Genomic DNA, 21,650 nt, shown 5'->3' with positions numbered 1-21,650 from the left:
ACCTCCAAATTAAAATTTATTGACCTATATTTTATAGACTAATTTCTCAAACTCTTTAACTGGTAATGGTTTTGAAAAATAATAACCCTGAATAATGTCACAATTTGCTTCCCTTAACATTTCCACCTGACTTTTTGTTTCAATTCCTTCAGCAACGACTCTTATTCCCAATTGTTTAATAAGCGAAACTATACTTTTTATAACAATTTGACTTTTATCAATATTCTTATCATCAATAAAAAAGCCTCTATCTAATTTGATTACATTTAAAGGTATATTTTTAAGCATATTTACAGAAGAATATCCTGATCCAAAATCATCCATTGAAATTATAAATCCAATATCTTGAAGTCTTCTACTTACATCAAATAGAGTGTCCGTATCACCAAACATACTAGATTCAGTAATTTCAATTTCTATTAAACTATATGGTATTTTATATTTATCACATATATTAACTATTTTTGTGATAAAATCTTTTTTTAAAAAGTCAACTCTTGAAAAGTTCACAGATATAGGTAAAGGTAAAATACCTTTGTCAAATAAAGTTCTAATTTCTTTGCAAGCTTGTTCTAGTATGTACATATCAATTTTTGTAATAAAACCATTCTTTTCAAATATAGGAATAAAATCACTTGGATATATAAATTCTTTTTCTGTGTATTGCCATCTAACCAGTGCCTCACTTCCACAAAATTTATCTGATTTAATATTGTATTTTGGTTGTAAATACATTATAAATTGATTATTTTCAAGTGCATATTCCATTTCTTTCTCTATTTTATCTTCAAGTAATAACTTATCCCTTAACTCATCGTTAAAAAAAGCAAAATTTATATCTCTATTGTTTTTTATTGATAATTTCGCAAGTGAAGCTCTATCACTATATGCACTTATAGATAAGTTCTTATCCTTAATTTCATAGATTCCAAAAGACAAATTTACAAAGTCATTACTAATAATGATTTTTTTAATAGTATTTATTATATCTTCTTTTGTATTATATTTTAATAAGATATTAAAATTATCAGAACTAACACGAGCAAAAGTCTCATTATCATGAGTCATATTATTTAATGTATCTGCAATATCTTTTAAAATTGAGTTGCCTTTTTTATGGCCATATATATCATTAATTGCTTTGAATTTATCAATATCAAATGTCACCATTGCATGTTTATCATTTTGTGATGCTTTCCTTAGTAAATTTATAGCATCTGATTCAAATTTTCGCCAATTTGAATAACCAGTTACAAGATCTGTATATGCTATTTTTTCTATAGTCTTTTGACTCTTTGCTTTTGAATATAATATGTACAGTATAACACCTAAAAACAAAAATGAAAGTATAATCCATCCAATAATTGTAATCATCATTAAATTGTTTAGCTTTTTAGATACAACTATCTTTGGAACGATTGATATTATAAACCAGTCATTTATTCCTAAAGAAGTATATGCCATATAAATTTCTTTTCCTGATTCTTTAGCCTCTACTACTCCTTTATCTGATATTTTCATATTTTTAAAAGTAAATGCTTTTTTAAAATTAACTTGTGAAAGATTTGTAATATTTGAATTTGAATTTTTGTGATAAGATGGTATAATTATTTCACCATTACTATCACATATAAGTGAAAAACTTTCACCATTAAAAGTTGAAATAGACAAAAACTCAGATACAAACTCAACATCATAATCAGCTGCAATAACAGCAACAATTTTACCATTATTGTATAATGGGACTGCATATGTTTTCGTCAATTTTCCAGTATCTTTATCTATTAAAGGCTTTGATATATTAGCTGTACCTTTAATGGCCAACTTAAAATAATCCCTATCTGAAAAATCTGTTCCAAAAATACCTTTAGCATAGCCTTTGCCATTAGGTAAAATCATACCAATATTATTATAGTTACTATTTTTATTATATGATTCCAAGATTTTTAAAGTTTTTTCTAAATTAAAATTATCTTCTATTTCTAAAAACTTAGAAATACTTTCTAATTCATTTAAATTACTTTTCAACTTACTATTAATTGCAATCTTACTCTCTTCACTAATTTCTGATAAATAATTCTTTGTCTCATATTCTAATACATTATCCATATTACTTATATAAAAAAACGCAAATACACTAAAAAAGAATAGTACCATAAATGCTATTAATATACTTTTTAATATTTGCCTACTATATTTCAAGTAGCTACACCTCACCCTCTCCACTAGTTATATTTAGTTGATTCACTTTATTTTACTATTAAAAACTCTTTTTTACAATTGAGTTTTATAAATTGTTAATAAAGAACATATTAAATAAGTATTATTTATAGGATAATAAAATTAAGGGTATAAATACAGCAATAGCATATTTAATTACATTAGTAACAATAAGACTAATATGATTAAATATGTTATTGTTTATATTTATACCCACTTACATGTAATTTCAAATTTATATAATTTAAATAAGAGTCTATTTTTCTAAATACTCTCTTCTGACTGAAGATGTTTTAAAATATTCAACAAGTTTATTTTTATCATTATTAAAGATAGCCTCTTTTATTAAATTCACTTCCATCTCAAAATTTTCTATAGATTTTAATAAATTATCTCTATTTCCTAAAAAAAGTTCACTCCATAGTTCTTCATTCATATTTGCAATACGAGTTAAATCCCTATAGCTATCTCCAATAAATTTGCCTGTATCTCTACCTTCTTCATCACTATTTATAAGAGCAACTGCCATTACATGAGGTAATTGAGATGTAAAAGCTATCATTTCATCATGTTTTTGTGCAGTTAATTTTTTTACTCTTTTAAATCCTATCTCTAAAATTAAATTCTCAACAAACTCCAAGTTTTTTATATTATTTCTGCCAGTTGGAGTAATTATATAATTTGCTTCTTTAAATACCTCATCACTCGCAAAATCAATTCCCTTTTTTTCTCTACCTGCCATTGGATGACCAAATATAAAATCTATATCATCTGGAATAATTTTTAAGACATCATTTATAAGAACTTCTTTTATTCCTGTGGTATCAGTAATTATAGTTCCTCTTTTAAAATACTCTTTATTATTTTCTAAAAAAGTTACAATTAATCTAGGATATATAGATAATATAATCAAATCAGCTTGTTTGAAAAATTCCTTCCCTGTAGTACATCCTTTTTTGATGATTTCTAACTCTTCTGCTTTTTTCAGAGTTTCAGAATCTATATCTACTCCAAACACATCTTCATATCCAGCTTTTTTCAATGCCTTAGCAAAAGAACCTCCTATAACTCCTAATCCTACAACAACAATATTCATTATTCTTATTTCCCCCTAGATTATTTTTTCATTAAATTCAAATTTAAAATTTTTATTAATTGCATTTTTGATATTATATACAGCATCATTTAATGATTTATCATTTAAAATTTCTATATCCGCAGCATTTTTATAAAGATTTATTCTTTCATTATAAAGATTGTATAATTTCTCTTTTCCATCTTGTAATAAGGGTCTTGAATTAATATTTATATCTTCTAAAATTTTTTCTATAGGTCTATTAATAAAAAGTATTATTCCTGCTTCTTTGAGTATTTCTATATTAATATCTTTTTTTATTACACCACCACCAGTAGAGACTACTGTTTTATCACTAGTAGAAAGTTCTCTACATGCTTGAGTTTCATAATTTCTAAAAACATCTTCTCCTTCTAAAAATAATTCTGCTATACTTTTTTGAGATATTTTATTTATATAATCATCCATATCACAAAAACTACAATTATATTCCTGTGCTAAAAGTTTTCCAATTGTAGTTTTTCCACTACCTGGCATACCTATTAATATTACTTTTTCTTTGTTTATCATAATCAATCCCCCTATAAAAAGTTTAATTTTATTTCTTCATATATAATATTTAAAACACCATTATCTATTTTAGTATTCTGCCATATTTCTTGAGATTTTATTGCTTGCCCAACCAACATATATAATCCATTACACGTTTTTTTACCTAGATTCTGACCAATTTCTAGAAAAGAAGTTTTTTTAGGATTGTAAATCAAATCTACTAATATATCAAAATTTTGTATAATAGATTTTGAGACAGGTGATAATCCTATATTAGGGTACATTCCTACTGGAGTTGCATTTAATATTATATCTCCTTTTATATTCTTAAGTTCTTCATAATCTATTAATATAGCTGAATTATTTGATAGCTTTTTATTATCTTTTTTTCTACTTGAAACATAAACTTTATCTATTCCAGAATCAAGAAGGTATGTTATGGCTGCTTTAGATGCACCTCCAGTACCTAATATAACAGCTGTCTTTCCTTGAATATCAATATTAGCTATTTTGAACATAATGTCAAGTCCAAAATAATCTGTATTATAGCCATATAATTTATTCTCTTTAAGTAAAATGGTGTTAACTGCCCCTATACGCTTTGCTTCTGGAGATATAAAATCTAAAAACTCCATGACTCTTTCTTTATATGGGACAGTAACATTTACACCTTTGATTCTTAATAATTTTATAGCATCATCCAACATTGGTATATTTTCTTTTGAAATCTCAAAGTTCTTATAAGCACCTTCAATATTCAATACTTCAAATAACCTCTTATGAATTTGAGGTGAAACGCTATGAGATAGCTTTTCACCTATTAGACCAAAAAAATTCATCTTTACACCTCCAATCATTCTGTTTAAAGAAAAAATTACATTTATCTATTCAATTTTATTTCTATATACACCGATAAATTTGAAGTATGCTGTATTACGTTCTATCATGTCTAATAAGCTACATACTTTTGAATCATATATAGAACATTCAAAATCTATATAAAAGAAATATCTCCAAGAAGCATTTTTCATTGGTCTTGATTCTATTTTTGTCATATTTATATTGTTTTCAGCAAAGTATCCAAGTATTTTATAAAGCTTTCCAGCTTCATGCTCAACAGAAAATACAATACTCATCTTATTTGACTCTTCTTCAATGTGTATCTCATTACTAATTACCACAAATCTAGTATAATTATCTGTTATATCATTTATACAAGGACTTATTATTTCTAATCCATAAATCGTTGCGGCTTTTTTACTAGCAATTGCTGCCTTTGTTTTATCTTGAAGCCTTTTAACAAGTTCAGCACTAGTTGCTGTATTATTAAAAGGTATCAATTTCCATTGACTATTTTGTTTTAAAAATTCACTACTCTGACCTATTCCTTGTGGATGTGAATATATTTCTTTAATATCTTCAAGGTTTGTGCCCTTTATTCCAATTAAATTTTGATTTATTTTTATACACTCTTCCCCAACTATATAGAATCCATATTTTCCTAAAAGGTCGTAAGTTTCAGAAATTGCTCCTGTAGAGGAGTTTTCTATAGGTATTATTCCATAATTTATTTCTTTATTTTGAAGTGCTATAAAGACATCTTCAAATTCTTTAAATTGTTTTTTTGTGATTTGAGTATTAAAAAATTTTGTTAGTGCTTCTTCTGTGAATGAACCTGATATACCAGGAAATCCTACTAGGATATTTTTTTTATTAAGTTCACTTTTTAATGACTTATATTTATATAGATTTAACAAATCAAAATTTTCATTTGATGAATTTGAACTGTTTTCATTTTTTTCCTCTACATCATTATCTATTAATCTTTTTTGCAAATTTCTACTAACTTCCATTACTGAATTGAAAAATTGTACAGTCTCTTGTGAATATTTTTTATCTTCTAGATTATCTACTGCTTTACTCAATACTTTTTCTTCTCTATCTTTTTGAAGTATAGTAGTATTATTTTTCATTTTATATCTAGCAATTTCAAGAACTATATTCATCCTTTTTTCAAATAGTTGAACAAGTTCCTTATCTATATCATCAATTTTATTTCTATATCTCGTTAAATCCTCCATTATTATCGTCCTTTCATCAAATCAAAAATTCCAATAGCTGTTACTGCTTCTATTACAGGTACAGCTCTTTGAACTATACAAGGGTCGTGTCTACCTTTAATAGCTAAAACATCATCTTTTTTATCTTTTATATTAACAGTATTTTGTTGTTTACTAATTGATGGAGTTGGCTTAATTGCTACTTTAAAAACTATTGGCATTCCAGTTGTAATACCTCCAACAATCCCACCATTATTATTAGTTTTACTTTTTACTGTATCTTCATCATAGTACATTTCATCATTACTTTGAGAACCATACATGTCTGTAATATCAAATCCTAATCCAAATTCTACACCTTTTATAGATGGAACAGAAAATAGTAAATGTGATAGAGTAGATTCAACAGAATCAAAAAACGGATTTCCAACACCTACATTAACACCTACTACTGCACATTCAATTATACCACCAACTGAATCTCCCTGATTTTTTGCATCTAGAATAGTATTTTTTATAGCTTCTTCTTTTGATAAATCAAGCAAAGGTAATTCTAAATTTTGTAAATTTAATAATTCTTGTCTTGAGATGTCTATATAATTAAAACCCTTATCCTCTATATTCTTGATTTTTTTTATGTGGGCTCCTATCTCTATACCTTCTTGTGATAAAATTTGTTTACATATAGAACCACAAAATACTAATGGAGCAGTTATTCTTCCTGAGAAATGTCCTCCTCCTCTATAGTCATTAAACCCAGAATATTTTATATGACCTGTATAGTCTGCATGACCTGGTCTCATCAAGTTTTTAACTTCTCCATAATCTTTTGAGCGAGTATCACTATTTCTTATAATTGCACATAATGGAGTTCCTGTAGTTTTTCCATCAAAATATCCACTTAAAATTTCTGGTATATCACTTTCATTTCTTGAAGTTGATATAGAATTTTTTCCTGGTGCTCTTCTCTTCATTTCTTTATCAATTTTATCAAAGTCTAACTCAATGCCAGCTGGAAGACCATCTATATTTATACCTATAGCATTTCCATGAGATTCTCCAAAGATGGATATTTTTAAATTATTTCCCCATATTCCACTCATCAATTCTTCCTCCTAACATCTCAAAATCTTTAAAAAAATGTGGATAAGACTTTGATACACACTCAAAATCTTTCAATATGATTGGTTTATCACATCTACAGGAAGCAATTGCAAGTGTCATGGCAATCCTGTGGTCTTTGTGACTCCATACCTCTACGCCTCCATTTAATTTGCTTACTCCCTCAATTATCAAACTATCCTCTTTTTCTTCTATATTTGCCCCAAGCTTACTTAACTCAACATTTATTGCATGAAGTCTATCACACTCCTTAATTCTAAGTCTTCCAGCATTGATTATAGTCGTCTTCCCTATACTTAAAGCTGCTACCACAGATAAAACGGGTATTATATCTGGGCATTGAGATGCATCTATCAAAGTACTATTTAGACAATTTGTTATTCCTTTGATTTTGTTGTCTTCTCTTAAAATTTCCACACCCATCCTTGATAAAATCTCAATAACTTCACTATCTCCTTGAAGAGAATTTTCTTTAAGGTCAAGTATGTTAATATCTTCTCCAATAGCATCTGCTGATAAATAAAATGCACCTTGAGAATAATCTCCTTCAACTTTATAATCTATAGCTTTATAAGTTTGATTTCCTTTTATGATAAATTCTTTATAATTATTGTTTACAATTTCTACCCCAAAATCTTTCATAGTTGAAATAGTTAAATCTAAATACCCTTTAGATTCCAGTTCAGTGGTAATTATTATCTTTGAGTCACTATCTAATGTAGGTAATATAAATAATAATCCTGTTATAAATTGAGAACTTATATTTCCTTTTACTCTAAATTCGTCTGGTTTAAGTTTTCCTGATACGATTAAATCCAGTTTATTTTCTTTGTAGTTGTATTCTATGCCTTGTCTGTCAAATATCTCATAATAAGTATTAAGTGGTCTTTTTCCAAGATTACCTCTTCCTATAAATCTTTTTACTCCATCAAAGGCTAAAGATATAGGTACCAGAAACCTTAAAGTAGAACCTGATTCATTACAATCTATAGTCAATTTAGGTTGATTCAATTGATTCTCTTTATTTAAGATTGCTTCTTTAGAGTAGATTCCTGTAATTTCTAAAATGTCTTCTTTTTTTTCTATGGTTGCTCCTAATGATATCATTGCTCTTATAGTAGCTATGATATCATCAGAAAAATCTATATTAGAAATTCTACTTTTTCCATCACTTAAAGCAGCACAAATAACTGCTCTATGTGCCATACTTTTTGATGGAGGAATTTTCACATCTCCTGATAATTTGCTTGGATATATTTTTAAGCTTCCCATCATTTTACCTCCTGAAAAAATTTAGAAGTAGTATCATATATAATACTTTCTCCAATATCCTTTAAAAGTATTATTTTTAGTGTATCACCTAGATTTTTTTTATCAAGAGATATAGTATCTATTATAGATTTATTATCTCCTAATTCAACATCATAAGGTAAATCATAATTTATTAAAATTGATTTTATAAGCTCTGATGTACCTTGTTTTGTAATCCCTTTTTTTTCACTCTCTAATGTTATCTTATACATGCCTACACCAACAGCTTCTCCATGAGTATAACCTGTAAAGTTATAGTGTTTCTCAATAGCATGACCTAGTGTGTGTCCAAAATTTAAAAGCATCCTATCTCCTAAATCTCTCTCATCAGCTTCAACTACAGTTTTTTTGATAAGGCAACATTTGTGTATAATGTATTCTATATGTTGCATCACTTCTTCCCTATTTTTTAAGTTTTCAAGCTTATTAAAAAAAGTTTTATCTTTTATACATCCATACTTTATAACCTCTGCCATTCCATCTCTATAAAATTTTTCTGGAAGAGATGATAATACATCTGGGTCAATAAATACTGCTTTCGGCTGATAAAAACTCCCTACTAAGTTTTTTCCCCTTTCAAGGTCAACTCCAACTTTTCCACCTACAGAACTGTCCACTTGAGCTAATAGAGATGTTGGAATTTGAATAAAATTTACACCTCTTAAAAAAGTTGCTGCTGTAAATCCTCCTAAATCTCCAATTACCCCTCCTCCCAATGTGATAATCAAATCTTTTCTAGTTAACTTAAAGTCAAGTAAACTTTCATATATTTTAGGTAGAGTATTAAATGACTTTGTCTCTTCACCAGCTTCTAATATTATAGCTTTCGTTTCAAATCCAGATTCAATCAAATTATTTTTAACTTCATATAAATATAATTTTGCTACATTTTCATCTGTAACAATAAAAATCTTATTTCCAGAATATATTTTTTTAATTTCTTTACCTATATTTTTTAATATACTTTTTTTTATAAATATATTGTAACTATTCTCTTTTAGATTAACTAATAATTTTTCTTCCACGTTTAACCATCCTTCTATAGATTATATTTCTCTTCCAACTGCTGATGCGATAGTTTTTAGTTCATTTATTAATCCTTCATACTCATCTGGTTTAATTGATTGTTTACCATCACAAAGTGCATGAGCTGGGTCATTATGAACCTCTATTATTAAACCATCTGCTCCAACCGCAATTGCTGCTTTAGATAGAGAGTCAACCATCCATGATTTTCCTGCTGCATGACTTGGGTCAACTATAACTGGTAAATGGCTAAGTTTTTTTACAGCTAAGATTGCACTTAAATCCAAAGTATTTCTAGTGTATGTTTCAAAAGTTCTTATACCTCTTTCACAAAGAACCACACTTTCGTTTCCTCCAGCCATTATATATTCAGCTGACATTAGCCACTCTTCAATTGTAGCAGATAATCCTCTTTTTAAAAGTATTGTTTTATTTGTTTTTCCTAATTCTTTCAATAAATCGAAGTTTTGCATGTTTCTTGCTCCAACTTGAATTACATCTACATTTTCTTCAAATACATCTATATCTTGTGTTGACATTATTTCTGTAACTATAGGAAGACCTGTTTTTTCTTTTGCTTTTTTTAATAAATCTAATCCATCATATCTTAATCCTTGGAAAGCGTATGGAGATGTTCTTGGCTTGAATGCTCCTCCTCTTAAAAATCCTGCTCCTGATTTTTTTACATCTTCAGCTATAGAAACTATTTGTTCCTCTGTTTCAACAGAACAAGGACCAGCTATCATAGTAAGTTTTTTTGACCCAATTTCCATACCATCTACATTTATAATTGAAGGTTCTGGATGAAATTTTCTATTTGCTTTTTTAAAAGGTTCTACTACATGCATAACTTTTTCAACCACCTTATTTGCTTCTATTCTTTTGGCATCTATTTTACTAGTATCTCCAACTAACCCCAAAACAGTTAATTCTTTTCCATCTATAGGATTCACTTCTACACCTTCTTTACAAATAGCTTCTATTAATTTCTTAACTTCTCTCTTATCTGCTCCTACTTTTAATACCACTATCATCTTTACTACCCCCTAATGTTATATTTTTATACTTGAGTTTAAAATAAAAAAGAGAACTCATTAATGAGTTCTCTAAAATAATCTATTAAGCATCAAATCTTACATGACCATATAAAATAATCATTTTTATAAAATTGACCTATGCCCAAGGTTATTAAAATCAAGGCCTCACCAGAAAGGAATTACATGTATTTTTGTAAAAGAAATAGCCAGCGCTAAAATAAAAGCCCCAGAACATAAAATAAAAAAAGCTATAAAGTTTTGCCACTAGTTCTTTTAAAATCCCTTTCATAGTATTATCCTCCATTTTTATAATTTATTAATCTTCTTGTTTAATAATTATAGCAAAGAAAATATAATTGTCAATATTTTCTATAAATATTTTCAATTTAAAATATTTTTTTATTTTCTTAATACACTTTTTCTTTTAATATATTTTTCTAAAATCGTTTAAAAAGCATCTTATTTTTACAATAATTTTTTTATTTTAAATATTATAATTCCAACAAAAACTATGCCTAACATCAAAAGTAATGTTGCTGGATATCCATAAAGCCAGTTTAGTTCTGGCATATACCTAAAGTTCATTCCATATATTCCTGTTATAATTGTAAGTGGTGCAGAGATAGCCGTAAGTAGGGTCAATTTTGTAATTAAGTGATTCGTTTTTTCACCTACTCTAGAAGAATAAATATCTAGGAGTTTATCTGCTAACTCACGTGTTGATAGTGCAAAATTATATAATTTATCAATACCAAAATCTATCCCTTGAAAATTTTCAAGATTATATTTTTTTACATTCGAGTATTTTAAATATCGTATATTTTCTTTAACTATTCTATCTCCAATATATAAAAGTGGTCTGGTGTTTTTAACTATAGTTCTAGTCAATCCTCTTACATCACTTATTCTAGAAACATGATTTTTATGAATATTGTCCATCATCTCATCTTCTATTTCAAGAATTAATTCTTCAACTTTTTCTAAAGATTCAAAACCATTTTTTATAACTTCTCTAAAAATTAAATAATTTATCTTAAAAAGGTTTATGACAGGATTTTTTTCAAGTTGAGAGTTTTTTAAAATAAGATTCTTTACAAATTCAAATAGAAAATGCTCTTCATTTACAACAACTAATATAAAATTATCTGATAAATACATATTTACTTCTTCTATAACAGCTTCTCCATTTCTCAATTCAAAAGTATTTAGGCTCAAAAAATCATAATTATCAAATAAATCAAGCTTTGTTATTTCATCAAATTTAAGACAATCATTAAATGTTATTTCATCTATATCCAAAGTTTCCTTGAGTAATTTTAAATTTTTTGGAGCACTTAATATAAGATATGAATTTTCTGGTATATAAAATTTTGTTCTAAAATCTTTTGCAATCTCTCTTGTATTTAAATTCAATATATACATAAATCTACTCCTAAACCTCAATTTACATTTTTAAAATTATATATATTTATTACTGTAATTATTTTTCACTATTTCAGTAATTATTATTTAATATTTATTTATATTAAATTTATTAGAAAATAAATATTAAATCTTTTATTTTTTAACTTAGACTTTTCTTACAAATTATACCATACTTTTATTTTAAAATGTGTTTAATATTATCAATGTTAAAAAAGTACTAAAAAATGAAATGCATATACTTAAATTAATAATAGCATACACACTTCATTTTAACTTAATCTAAATTATACAATTTTAGAATCCATTTTGCCTATTCATCATTTAGTCTATATCCAACACCAACTTCTGTAATTATATACCTAGGGTCAGCAGGTTGCTTCTCTATTTTTCGTCTTAATGTTGCCATAAAAACCCTTAAAGACTTAGTTTCATTGCCTATAATACTACCCCATATTTCTTTTATTATAAAATTATGAGTAAGTACTTTTCCATGATGCTTTGCAAGTAATGAAAGAATATTATATTCAATTGGTGTCAAATGTACTTCATTATTGTCAACAATAACTTTTCTTTTATCAAAATCAATAAATAATTCACCTACTTCAAACGTAGACCTAATCTCTTCTTTTTGTTGTAATTCTACTTGTGAGTGTCTAAACGCTACTCTGACCCTAGCTAATAACTCTACTATAGAAAATGGTTTTGTTAAGTAATCATCTGCACCTGCATCAAACACTTCTACCTTTTCTCTGTCTTGTTCTCTCGCTGAAACTACAATTATTGGTATATTTGAAAACTGCCTAATAGCTTTTATTACCTCTATTCCATCCATATCTTCTAACCCTAAATCTAATAGAACGACATCTGGAGAATATGATACAGCAATTGATATTCCTTCTTTACCAGTTATAGCCTCTTTAACATCATAATCTTGAGTTGCAAGTGCAGTAGATATAAATTTTCTTATTGTTTTATCATCCTCTACTAACAATATAAGTTTTTTACTCATTTCTTCCTCCAAAACTAAATTTCAAAATTTCATACTATTCATTTTCTTTTGGCAAACTAAATTTAAAAGTTGAACCTTTATCTTTATTGTTTACTACTAAAATTTCACCTTTATGAGCTTGAATTATAGATTTACAAATTGATAATCCAAGTCCAACACCTTTTCTAGAATCCTTAGTACCTTCTTCTCCAGTAAAAAATCGATCAAATATATGCTCTTTCAATTCTTTTGATATTCCAGGACCATTGTCAGACACTTCAAACCAAACATAATCTTCTTTTTCATATACAATTATATTTATCTTACAATCCTCTTTTGAATATTTTAAAGCATTATCTATTAGATTAATTAAAACCTGTTCTATTAATTTGGCATCCATAGGAACAAATAATATTTGCTCTGGTATATTAATATCTATAATTGCATTTTCAATTCTTTTTTTAATATTTTGCAATGACTCTGATATAATTTCCTCAACAAGTTCAGAACGTTTTTTGACTTCTAACTTTCCTTCATCTATCTTAGTCATGCTAAGCAAATTTTCAACAAGTCTTATTAACCACTGAGTATCTTCATATACACCACTAAGTAATTCGTCTATTATATCCTGACCTATAGTATCCTTATTTTTTATAATTGTACTAACTGCTCCAGATATTCCTGCTAATGGTGTTCTGAGGTCATGTGAAACTGCTCTTAAAAGATTGCTTCTAAGCCTCTCTCTTTCTATCTCAAGATTAGTGTTTTCTTTTGCTTCTGATAGAATTTCTCTATCAAGAGCTATTGCCATTTGAGCAGTTATTGTTTCAATTAAACTTATATCTTCTGTATCTAATTTTGAATCAACACATGATATACCAATGACTCCCAAAGTTGAATTCATACCTATAATTGGTATATAATATCCTTTTGAACCAGGAAGTGTATCTGTATCACTACCTGCTACTGTTGAATTAGACAATACCCAACTTGCAACAGCCTTTTCATCTTCTATATCTAAATCATTTTTGTCCTTATTAGCAGTATTTTTTTTATAGAACTTTGATTTCTTATCCTTATCCACATTTAAATAACAAACTATATCTCTACTTAGACTAAGACATAAAAGTTCTATACCCTTATTTACTATATCATCTTTATTCGACAATCTTAAAAATCCCTTAATGATTTGATATATCATTTTTGTATTTTCTTCTCTTTTAGCAGCTGTATCTGCTTCATGTTGTATCTTAGATGTAAGAGTACTAGTTATTATACCAACTATTGAGAATACAACTAATGTTACTATATAATTTGAATCAGCTATTGACAGTGTATATAAAGGTGCTGTAAAAAAATAATTTAACAGTACTATGTTAAATACAGAACTTATTATACCTGTACTATACCCTTTAGTCCACATAGAAACCAAAACTACACCTAACATATATATTAGTAATATATTTTCTCTTATAAATCCCATACTTTGTACTATATATGCCAAAATGCTTATCACTGAAGTAATAATTATAAGTTTTATAAAATCAGTTTTACTAATTTTAAATTTTGATTTTATTGATGAGTTATCTTTTTTAGGTCTATATTTAACCTCTGAAGCAAATTTATAAGGGATTATATGTATATCTATATAATCAACTTCATCTATTAATTTGTCAACTATATCTTTTTTCAGTTTTTTACTCAATTTTTTAGTATTTGAATGATTTCTGCCTATTACAATTTTTGTTACATTTCTTATCTTGGCAATTCTAAGTATCTGTTCTATTACATTTTCACCATGTAAAACAATTATCTCAGCACCCAACTTCTTAGCTAGTTTTAAATTGTTTTGTAATTGTTTTTGCTCCTCAAAAGGCAATTTTGCTGTATTTGGAGTTTCAACATATAAAGCTATCCACTTAGCAAACGTACTATCTGCTATCCTAGATGCAGTTCTAATAACCTTGGCTGAAGATGGAGATGGGCTTATACATGCAAGAAGTGTATCTGATGTAGGTATTACTGTTACATCACCCTTTGATAATCTAGTCATTTGAACTTCTTTATTTACTCTTTCGGCTGTTTTTCTAAGTGCAATTTCCCTAAGTGCAACTAGATTGTCTTTTATAAAAAAATTATCTTTTGCTCTAATTGCCTGTTCCTTTTTATATATTTTACCTTCATTAAATCTTTCAAGAAGTACGTCAGGTTCAACATCTATAAGCTCTAATTGTGTACTTGTATCTAAAAATTTATCTGGTATAGTTTCTTTGACTGATACATTTGTAATTATCTCCACAATATCATTTAAACTTTCTAGATGTTGTACATTTACAGTAGTATATACATTTATACCTGCTAGTAATAATTCTTCTATATCCTGCCATCTTTTAGTATGCCTTAACCCAGTGACATTAGAGTGAGCAAACTCATCAACTAATATAACTTCTGGCTTTCTTGCTAATGCTGCATCTAAATCAAACTCTTTTAATTTTATAGATTTATATTCTATTTCTTTTACAGGAAGAGTCTCTAATCCGTCAAGTAATGCTAATGTTTCTGGTCTAGTATGTGGTTCAATATATCCAACAACTACATCAACCCCTACTTTTTTTAAATTTTGTGCAGATTCCAACATAGAATAAGTTTTACCTACACCTGCTGCATACCCAAAAAATATTTTTAACTGACCTCTATTTAGTTTTTTTTCTTCATTCTTTATTTTTTTTAATAGAATATCAGGATTTGGTCTGTCCATCAAACAACCTCCTTGTACATTTCATTACTATTATAATATCAATTCTAGTATAAAAATGTAGTTAAGATGTATTTTTAATGATTAAGATTATGTAAAGATACAAGTATGTAGTTTAATTGTAAAATAAAAATGCCTATTATTTAGGCATTTTTATTTTTTACACAGTCATTTTTATCGATTCTCTTGTTTTGATTTATATAGATATTTATTTATATTTTATTGAAAATACATTAACATTTTTAAATATACAAATATATCTTTAAATAAAACTATTACTACAATCTTTATTTCAACATGGTTACTTTAAATTCAGTATTTCCATGAACTCATCACCTGTAATTGTCTCTTTTTCTAATAAATATTCAGCAAGTTCATGTAGCTTATCAATATTATTCTCTAAAATCTCAATTGCTTTTTTATGACAAGTCTTTACTATTCTAAATACTTCTTCATCAATTTTAGCTGCAGTATCTGAAGAACAAGCAAGAGAAGAGTCTCCTCCTAGGTACTGATTACTTACTGTTTCAAGAGCAACCATATCAAATTCCTCACTCATACCAAGACGAGTAACCATAGCTCTTGCAATCTTAGTAGCTTGCTCTATATCATTTGATGCACCTGATGTGCAAGTATCAAAAATAACTTCTTCAGCAGCACGACCACCTGTAAAAGTAGTTATTTTATCAATGGCTTCCTCTTTGGACATAAGTACACTTTCATCTTCTGCAACTTGCATAGTATAACCCAATGCACCTGAAGTCCTAGGTATTATTGTAATTTTATGGACAGGTGCAGAATGTTTCTGCATTGCAGCAACAAGTGCATGACCTATTTCATGGTAAGCTATGATTTTCTTTTCTTTATCAGAAATCACAGCTCCTTTACGTTGATATCCTGCAATTACAGTCTCAACAGATTCCTCAAAATCTTGTTGCTCTACTACATCTCTGCCAGACTTAACTGCTAAAAGTGCTGCTTCATTTACAATATTTGCAAGTTCTGCTCCAGATGCACCTGATGTAGACCTAGCAATTGCATTATAATCTATATTTGAGTCTACATTTACATTTTTAGCATGTACCTTTAAGATAGCTTCTCGTCCTCCAAGGTCTGGAAGTTCAACTGGTATACGTCTATCAAATCGTCCTGGGCGAAGTAATGCTTTATCAAGACTATCAGGTCTATTCGTTGCAGCTAGTATTACTACACCTATTCCACCATCAAATCCATCCATTTCACTTAATAATTGATTTAAAGTTTGTTCACGTTCATCATTTCCGCCTATTCCACTTCCATTATCACGCTTTTTACCTATAGTATCAATTTCATCTATAAACACTATACATGGAGCTTTTTCTTTAGCTTGTTTAAATAAATCACGTATTCTAGATGCTCCCATACCTACAAACATCTCAACAAATTCAGAACCAGATATTGAGAAAAATGGTACATCTGCTTCACCTGCCACAGCTTTTGCAAGTAGTGTCTTTCCTGTTCCTGGAGGCCCTACTAAAAGTGCACCTTTTGGCATTTGTGCTCCTATTTTTTTGTATTTTTCTGGATTGTGTAAGAAATCTACTATCTCGCTTAGAGCTTCTTTTGCCTCATCTTGACCAGCTACATCATTAAATCTTTTTCCACTTTGAGCAGATACATACATTTTGGCATTACTCTTTCCAAATTGCATACTATTGCCACCCATTCGTTTTTGCATTGATTTCATCATTAAATTACCAAATAGCATAAGAATACCTATAGGTACTATCCATGTAAGTAAAATACTCAAAAGAGGTGAATTTTCTTTAGGAATAATCTTAGTAAATTCTACTTTTGCATCTTTTAATCTATCAACTAGTTCTGGGTCATCCATTCTACCAGTTATGTATATATTTTTATCCTTACTACTAGATGGGCTTATTGCAATTTTATTACTTTCTATTTCAACAGATTTAACCTTTCCTGAATCTAACATTGTAAGAAATTTTCCATAATCAATCTCAACCATTTTTTTATCCATTAGACTTGGAAATATTAAAGCATTTAAAAACATTACTACTATTATTATTATTGTATAATAATAGAGTATTGACCTCTTTTGTGGTTTGTGTTCATCCATAATTTTGTTCTCCTTTAAATTAATTTTATGTTATTTGCAATCAATATGAGTTAAAAGCTTATTTAATTTTTCTAAGCCCTCTATTATATCTTCCATATCTTGCAATTTTTCACTAGTCATATTTTCAAAATAGTCATCAAAAATACTACTTGAAATATTTTCTTGTATATCCAGCGATTTTTCTGTAACTTTAACTTTTACAATTCGTTGGTCTTCTTTATCTCTTATACGATTTAAAAATCCATTTTTTTCGAGTCTTTGACATATTACTGACACATTGCTATTTGTCATATTCAAATTTTTACCTAAATCACTTATTTTTTTCTCTCCATGTTCACATAGTTCTGATAAAATCAAAGCTTGTACTGCTGTAATCCCAAGTGGTTGATAGAACTGACTTAATGAAGTTGTAAATTTGATATTTATATCTCTAGTTAATTCTAGCAGTGCTTTTTTAAAACTTATCTCATCCATATAAATTCTCCCTGTAAAAATACTTTATTTTACTAATATTTTTAACTTTAAATTCAAAAATATTTTATAAATAATCCTTAACACTATAAATATTTAATGTATTAAATATTATAGTATTAAGGATTTATTGTCAATAACAATATTGTAACTTCAGTTATAAATAGTTTATCTTATCTTATTGAAATTTTTGAATAAGATATTTTTAATAAAAAATCGATGTATTTATTTTACACCGATTCCTCTCATTTTAATCTTATTCAAAAATAAAAATCTAAAGTTATTTACTATTACAATAAATTTAATCTTCTGTTAACATATTATATACAAAATCAAAACTTCCTTTATGTGCTCCCAAGGTCGTTTCCATAATACAAACAAATGCCTTTGCTTTTTGCAGTATTTCATCATTATCCCAATCAAACATGCCTTTATCAAATATACACTCAGAAGAAACAAGTAAAAACTCTATTGTCTCTTTTGGATATTTTGTATTGAATACACCTTCTCTTATACCTTGTTCTACTACCTCTGTTAATATAGGTGTAAAATTTAAAATAGTTTTGACTATTGTCTTTTGATGCATCTCAGCATTGTTGGGTTGTTGAAATTGGTTAATCACTTTTTCTTTACTTCCTCCAACTTTAGGTCTTTGAGATATTAATATCTGAAAGAACTTTTCAATAACTGGAATATCTGGATTTGAAGCAATTTCTTTCAACATCTTTATATCATTATCTATAATTCTAGTTATAATTTCATCCATTACCTCTTCTTTAGATTTAAAATAGTAATAAAATGTTCCTTTTGCAATTCCAATCTCATTTAAAATATCATTTACAGTAGTTTTTGTATAACCTTTAGTACAAAAAAGCATTTCAGCTGTATCAAGTATTTCATTTTTACGTTCTTCAGGGTCTTTTATAATTCTCATATACTTTCTCCTTTCAATAGACCAACAGTCGGTTTAGTTTTATTATATAAAACTACTTTTATAATGTCAATTTTATAAAATAAAAATAAGGTATAAAGAAGTATGATAATTACTTTTATACCTTATAGATTCTCATATTTTTTAGTTGCGTTTTATATTATTAGATAGTTTTTTATCCAATTTCTAAACAAAAGTTCTGAATGCTTTTTCCATTTAACAGTTGGTTCTTTTGAAGGATCATCATTTATATAATAATTTTTAGGTATTGAGATTTTATCACCTCTATCTACATCTCTTTTATATTCTTTATCTAAAGTGTATTTATCATACTCACTGTGACCCATTACAAATACATCTCTTGAATTTGTAATTATATAAGGACCAGCTTCTTTAGAATGGCTTACAATGCTCAATTCATCATTATTTTTCAAAGTTTCAATATTTACAGTAGTGTGTCTTGAATGTGGAGCAAAAAACTCTTTTTCAAATCCATCTACTATCTTACTATTTTTATCCACTTCATGCTTAAATACTCCAAAACATTTTTGACTTAATGGAAGTTTTTTTACATTGTAGTATTTGTAAAGACCTGCTTGAGCTGCCCAACATATATATAATGTCGATTTAGCCTTTCTTTTAGAATAATCCATAATATCTTTTAGTTCATCCCAATAATCAACTTCTTCAAACTCCATTTGTTCAACTGGAGCTCCTGTTATTATAAAACCATCAAAAGATTCTTTTTTTGCTTCATCAAATGTTTTATAAAAATTCTTAACATATTCATTACAACTTCTTTTACTCTCTCTTGTTGAGATTTTAATAAATTCTACAGATACATTAAAACCTGTCTTGTCTATTCTTCTAAGTAAATCTAGCTCTGTATCTATTTTTATTGGCATTAGATTTAATATAGCTATTTTAGTATCTATATTTTCTTTGTATTCTAAATCTTTATTAAAGTCTTCTTTACAAATTACATCTATTCCTTCATCTAATAATTTATTAATAACAGGTAGTCCCTTTGGTAGTATTAAAGCCATATCTTTTCACTTCTCTTTCTCTTATACTATTAGAAATTTAAAGCTTGATTTAAATCAGCTATTAAATCCTCTACATTTTCTATTCCAACAGATAATCTTATTAGGGAAGGTAATACTCCAGACGCAATTAATTGTTCTTCTGTTAATTGTCTGTGAGTAGTTGAAGCTGGATGTATAACACAAGTTCTTACATCTGATACATGAGTTACTAATGCTGCTATTTGTAGTTTTTCCACAAATTTTTTAGCATTTTCAAGTCCTCCTTTTACTCCAAATGATAAAACTCCACTACATCCTTTTGATAGATATTTCTTGGCATTTCCATAATACTTATTATTTTCAAGCCCTGGATAGTTAATCCAATCTACATTTTTATGTTTTTCTAAAAACTCAGCTATCTTAAGTGCATTTTCACTATGTCTCTCCATTCTAAGATGTAGTGTTTCAATATTTAAATTAGTAAGATATGCGTTAAATGGACTCAGGCAATTTCCATAGTCTCTAAGTAATTGAACTCTTGTTTTAGTAGCATATGCAGCATTGCCAAACTTCTCAGTATAACTTATTCCATGATATGTTGGGTCTGGCTCAACTAATTCTGGAAATTTCCCATTGTCCCAGTTAAAATTTCCACCATCTACTATAATTCCACCAACACTTGAAGCATGGCCATCTAAGTATTTTGTAGTAGAATGAGTGACTATGTTTGCTCCATATTTTAGCGGATTACAAAGTATTGGTGATGCTAATGAGTTATCAACTATAAATGGAACATTAATTCTTTTAGCTACATTTGCTATTTTTTCAAAATCTATAACTTCAAGAGTTGGATTTGCAAGTGTTTCTGCAAATACAACTTTAGTATTTTCATTTGCAAGTTCTACTATTTCATCTTCGCTTGCATCTAAATCAAATGATATTAAATCTATTCCAAATTTTTTAAGACTAGGCCCTAATAAATTAAATGTTCCTCCATATACTTTTGAAGAACAAAGTATACTATCTCCAGATTTACATATATTTAAAACTGCTAACATATTTGCAGATTGACCTGATGATACAGCAACAGATGATACTCCTCCCTCTAACAAACTTATCTTTTCTTCAAAAGCTTGAACTGTAGGATTACTTATTCTGGAATACATATGACCATCAGCTTTTAAATCAAATAAGTCAGCAAGTTGGTCTATACTACTATATTTAAAAGTTGTACTTTGATATAAAGGTAAAACTCTTGGTTCTCCATTTCCTGGCTTATAATTTCCTTGCACACATATTGTTTCTTTGTTATACATTTTTGTATCCCCCTTAGATTTTAATTAAGAAAATTAAACTATTTGTCAGATGAGATTTAAAATAAATAAAGCCTGAGTATATAACTCAGGCTCTGTATAAGCTTAATTATACTCATCTCTCAGCTTTCGCCGCAGGATTTAGCACCAATGTATATAAATATACTGGTTGCCGGGTTTCATAGGGCCAGTCCCTCCACCTCTCTGGATAAGATTTATT

General features: G+C 27.8%; 17 protein-coding genes, 1 pseudogene and 1 riboswitch. All 18 genes and pseudogenes read right to left on the bottom strand.

Translation table 11 applies throughout. From position 1 onward, the window contains the following. Positions 1-24: 24 nt before the first annotated feature. Positions 25-1,377 (bottom strand): putative bifunctional diguanylate cyclase/phosphodiesterase, encoded by a 1,353-nt coding sequence (locus IC758_RS21235; RefSeq protein WP_413927711.1) that lies wholly within the window; start codon positions 1,375-1,377, stop codon positions 25-27. A 102-nt stretch (positions 1,378-1,479) separates the two neighbouring features. Next, positions 1,480-2,109 (bottom strand): annotated as a pseudogene (locus tag IC758_RS21230) (cache domain-containing protein); the annotation flags it as partial. A 367-nt stretch (positions 2,110-2,476) separates the two neighbouring features. Beyond that, a complete protein-coding gene (locus IC758_RS09730; protein ID WP_227860933.1) occupies positions 2,477-3,316 on the bottom strand; it encodes a prephenate dehydrogenase in 840 nt (279 codons plus the stop codon). 15 nt (positions 3,317-3,331) lie between these two features. After that, a complete protein-coding gene (locus IC758_RS09725) occupies positions 3,332-3,865 on the bottom strand; it encodes a shikimate kinase (RefSeq protein WP_227436091.1) in 534 nt (177 codons plus the stop codon). A gap of 11 nt (positions 3,866-3,876) precedes the next feature. Next, entirely contained in the window at positions 3,877-4,686 is an 810-nt protein-coding gene (aroE, locus tag IC758_RS09720) for a shikimate dehydrogenase (protein ID WP_227436087.1), read from the bottom strand. Positions 4,687-4,731: 45 nt separating this feature from the next. Then, positions 4,732-5,928 carry a prephenate dehydratase gene (pheA, locus tag IC758_RS09715; RefSeq protein ID WP_227860932.1) on the bottom strand — a complete coding sequence of 399 codons (1,197 nt, stop codon included), beginning with the start codon at positions 5,926-5,928 and terminating at the stop codon, positions 4,732-4,734. 2 nt (positions 5,929-5,930) lie between these two features. Next, a complete protein-coding gene (aroC, locus tag IC758_RS09710; RefSeq protein ID WP_227823871.1) occupies positions 5,931-7,010 on the bottom strand; it encodes a chorismate synthase in 1,080 nt (359 codons plus the stop codon). Next, positions 6,988-8,301 (bottom strand): 3-phosphoshikimate 1-carboxyvinyltransferase, encoded by a 1,314-nt coding sequence (gene aroA / locus IC758_RS09705; RefSeq protein WP_227823870.1) that lies wholly within the window; start codon positions 8,299-8,301, stop codon positions 6,988-6,990. Before aroA ends, aroC begins: the two co-directional genes overlap by 23 nt. After that, positions 8,301-9,365: a 3-dehydroquinate synthase gene (aroB, locus tag IC758_RS09700; RefSeq protein ID WP_227823869.1), complete on the bottom strand. Its 1,065-nt coding sequence runs from the start codon at positions 9,363-9,365 to the stop codon at positions 8,301-8,303. Before aroB ends, aroA begins: the two co-directional genes overlap by 1 nt. A 21-nt stretch (positions 9,366-9,386) precedes the next feature. Beyond that, entirely contained in the window at positions 9,387-10,400 is a 1,014-nt protein-coding gene (aroF, locus tag IC758_RS09695; protein WP_227436070.1) for a 3-deoxy-7-phosphoheptulonate synthase, read from the bottom strand. Between the two features lie 468 nt (positions 10,401-10,868). Then, a complete protein-coding gene (locus IC758_RS09690) occupies positions 10,869-11,825 on the bottom strand; it encodes a CorA family divalent cation transporter (RefSeq protein WP_227436068.1) in 957 nt (318 codons plus the stop codon). A gap of 313 nt (positions 11,826-12,138) precedes the next feature. Further along, entirely contained in the window at positions 12,139-12,837 is a 699-nt protein-coding gene (locus IC758_RS09685; protein ID WP_227436066.1) for a response regulator, read from the bottom strand. A 34-nt stretch (positions 12,838-12,871) separates the two neighbouring features. Next, positions 12,872-15,574: a sensor histidine kinase gene (locus IC758_RS09680; protein ID WP_227823868.1), complete on the bottom strand. Its 2,703-nt coding sequence runs from the start codon at positions 15,572-15,574 to the stop codon at positions 12,872-12,874. A gap of 298 nt (positions 15,575-15,872) precedes the next feature. Beyond that, on the bottom strand, positions 15,873-17,690 hold the full coding sequence (gene ftsH / locus IC758_RS09675; protein WP_227436062.1) for an ATP-dependent zinc metalloprotease FtsH: 1,818 nt from the start codon (positions 17,688-17,690) through the stop codon (positions 15,873-15,875). Between the two features lie 30 nt (positions 17,691-17,720). Next, a complete protein-coding gene (locus tag IC758_RS09670; protein WP_227823867.1) occupies positions 17,721-18,164 on the bottom strand; it encodes a MarR family winged helix-turn-helix transcriptional regulator in 444 nt (147 codons plus the stop codon). Between the two features lie 298 nt (positions 18,165-18,462). Then, complete coding sequence (locus IC758_RS09665; protein WP_227436059.1) at positions 18,463-19,095, bottom strand: TetR/AcrR family transcriptional regulator; 633 nt, start codon at positions 19,093-19,095, stop codon at positions 18,463-18,465. A gap of 152 nt (positions 19,096-19,247) precedes the next feature. Then, positions 19,248-20,138, bottom strand: a complete 891-nt coding sequence (locus IC758_RS09660) for a homoserine O-succinyltransferase (protein WP_227483113.1) — start codon at positions 20,136-20,138, stop codon at positions 19,248-19,250. Positions 20,139-20,167: 29 nt separating this feature from the next. Beyond that, positions 20,168-21,433 carry an O-acetylhomoserine aminocarboxypropyltransferase/cysteine synthase family protein gene (locus tag IC758_RS09655; protein ID WP_227834349.1) on the bottom strand — a complete coding sequence of 422 codons (1,266 nt, stop codon included), beginning with the start codon at positions 21,431-21,433 and terminating at the stop codon, positions 20,168-20,170. A gap of 109 nt (positions 21,434-21,542) precedes the next feature. Next, a riboswitch (SAM riboswitch) is annotated at positions 21,543-21,645 on the bottom strand. Between the last annotated feature and the right edge of the window lie 5 nt (positions 21,646-21,650).

Origin of the sequence: Clostridioides sp. ES-W-0016-02 (assembly GCF_020641035.1) — a bacterium.
In the GTDB taxonomy this organism is placed as follows: domain Bacteria; phylum Bacillota; class Clostridia; order Peptostreptococcales; family Peptostreptococcaceae; genus Clostridioides.
The sequence above is the reverse complement of the archived record's forward strand: the minus strand, read 5'-3'. Positions and strand labels throughout refer to the sequence as shown.

Coding starts and splice junctions, on each gene's coding strand:
- IC758_RS09655 (WP_227834349.1), bottom strand. CDS start 21,433: ATGTATAACAAAGAAACAATATGTGTGCAAGGAAATTATAAGCCAGGA.
- aroA (WP_227823870.1), bottom strand. CDS start 8,301: ATGGGAAGCTTAAAAATATATCCAAGCAAATTATCAGGAGATGTGAAA.
- pheA (WP_227860932.1), bottom strand. CDS start 5,928: ATGGAGGATTTAACGAGATATAGAAATAAAATTGATGATATAGATAAG.
- aroC (WP_227823871.1), bottom strand. CDS start 7,010: ATGAGTGGAATATGGGGAAATAATTTAAAAATATCCATCTTTGGAGAA.
- IC758_RS09730 (WP_227860933.1), bottom strand. CDS start 3,316: ATGAATATTGTTGTTGTAGGATTAGGAGTTATAGGAGGTTCTTTTGCT.
- IC758_RS09685 (WP_227436066.1), bottom strand. CDS start 12,837: ATGAGTAAAAAACTTATATTGTTAGTAGAGGATGATAAAACAATAAGA.
- aroF (WP_227436070.1), bottom strand. CDS start 10,400: ATGATAGTGGTATTAAAAGTAGGAGCAGATAAGAGAGAAGTTAAGAAA.
- ftsH (WP_227436062.1), bottom strand. CDS start 17,690: ATGGATGAACACAAACCACAAAAGAGGTCAATACTCTATTATTATACA.
- IC758_RS09680 (WP_227823868.1), bottom strand. CDS start 15,574: ATGGACAGACCAAATCCTGATATTCTATTAAAAAAAATAAAGAATGAA.
- IC758_RS09690 (WP_227436068.1), bottom strand. CDS start 11,825: ATGTATATATTGAATTTAAATACAAGAGAGATTGCAAAAGATTTTAGA.
- IC758_RS09670 (WP_227823867.1), bottom strand. CDS start 18,164: ATGGATGAGATAAGTTTTAAAAAAGCACTGCTAGAATTAACTAGAGAT.
- IC758_RS09660 (WP_227483113.1), bottom strand. CDS start 20,138: ATGGCTTTAATACTACCAAAGGGACTACCTGTTATTAATAAATTATTA.
- aroE (WP_227436087.1), bottom strand. CDS start 4,686: ATGAATTTTTTTGGTCTAATAGGTGAAAAGCTATCTCATAGCGTTTCA.
- IC758_RS09725 (WP_227436091.1), bottom strand. CDS start 3,865: ATGATAAACAAAGAAAAAGTAATATTAATAGGTATGCCAGGTAGTGGA.
- IC758_RS09665 (WP_227436059.1), bottom strand. CDS start 19,095: ATGAGAATTATAAAAGACCCTGAAGAACGTAAAAATGAAATACTTGAT.
- IC758_RS21235 (WP_413927711.1), bottom strand. CDS start 1,377: ATGATGATTACAATTATTGGATGGATTATACTTTCATTTTTGTTTTTA.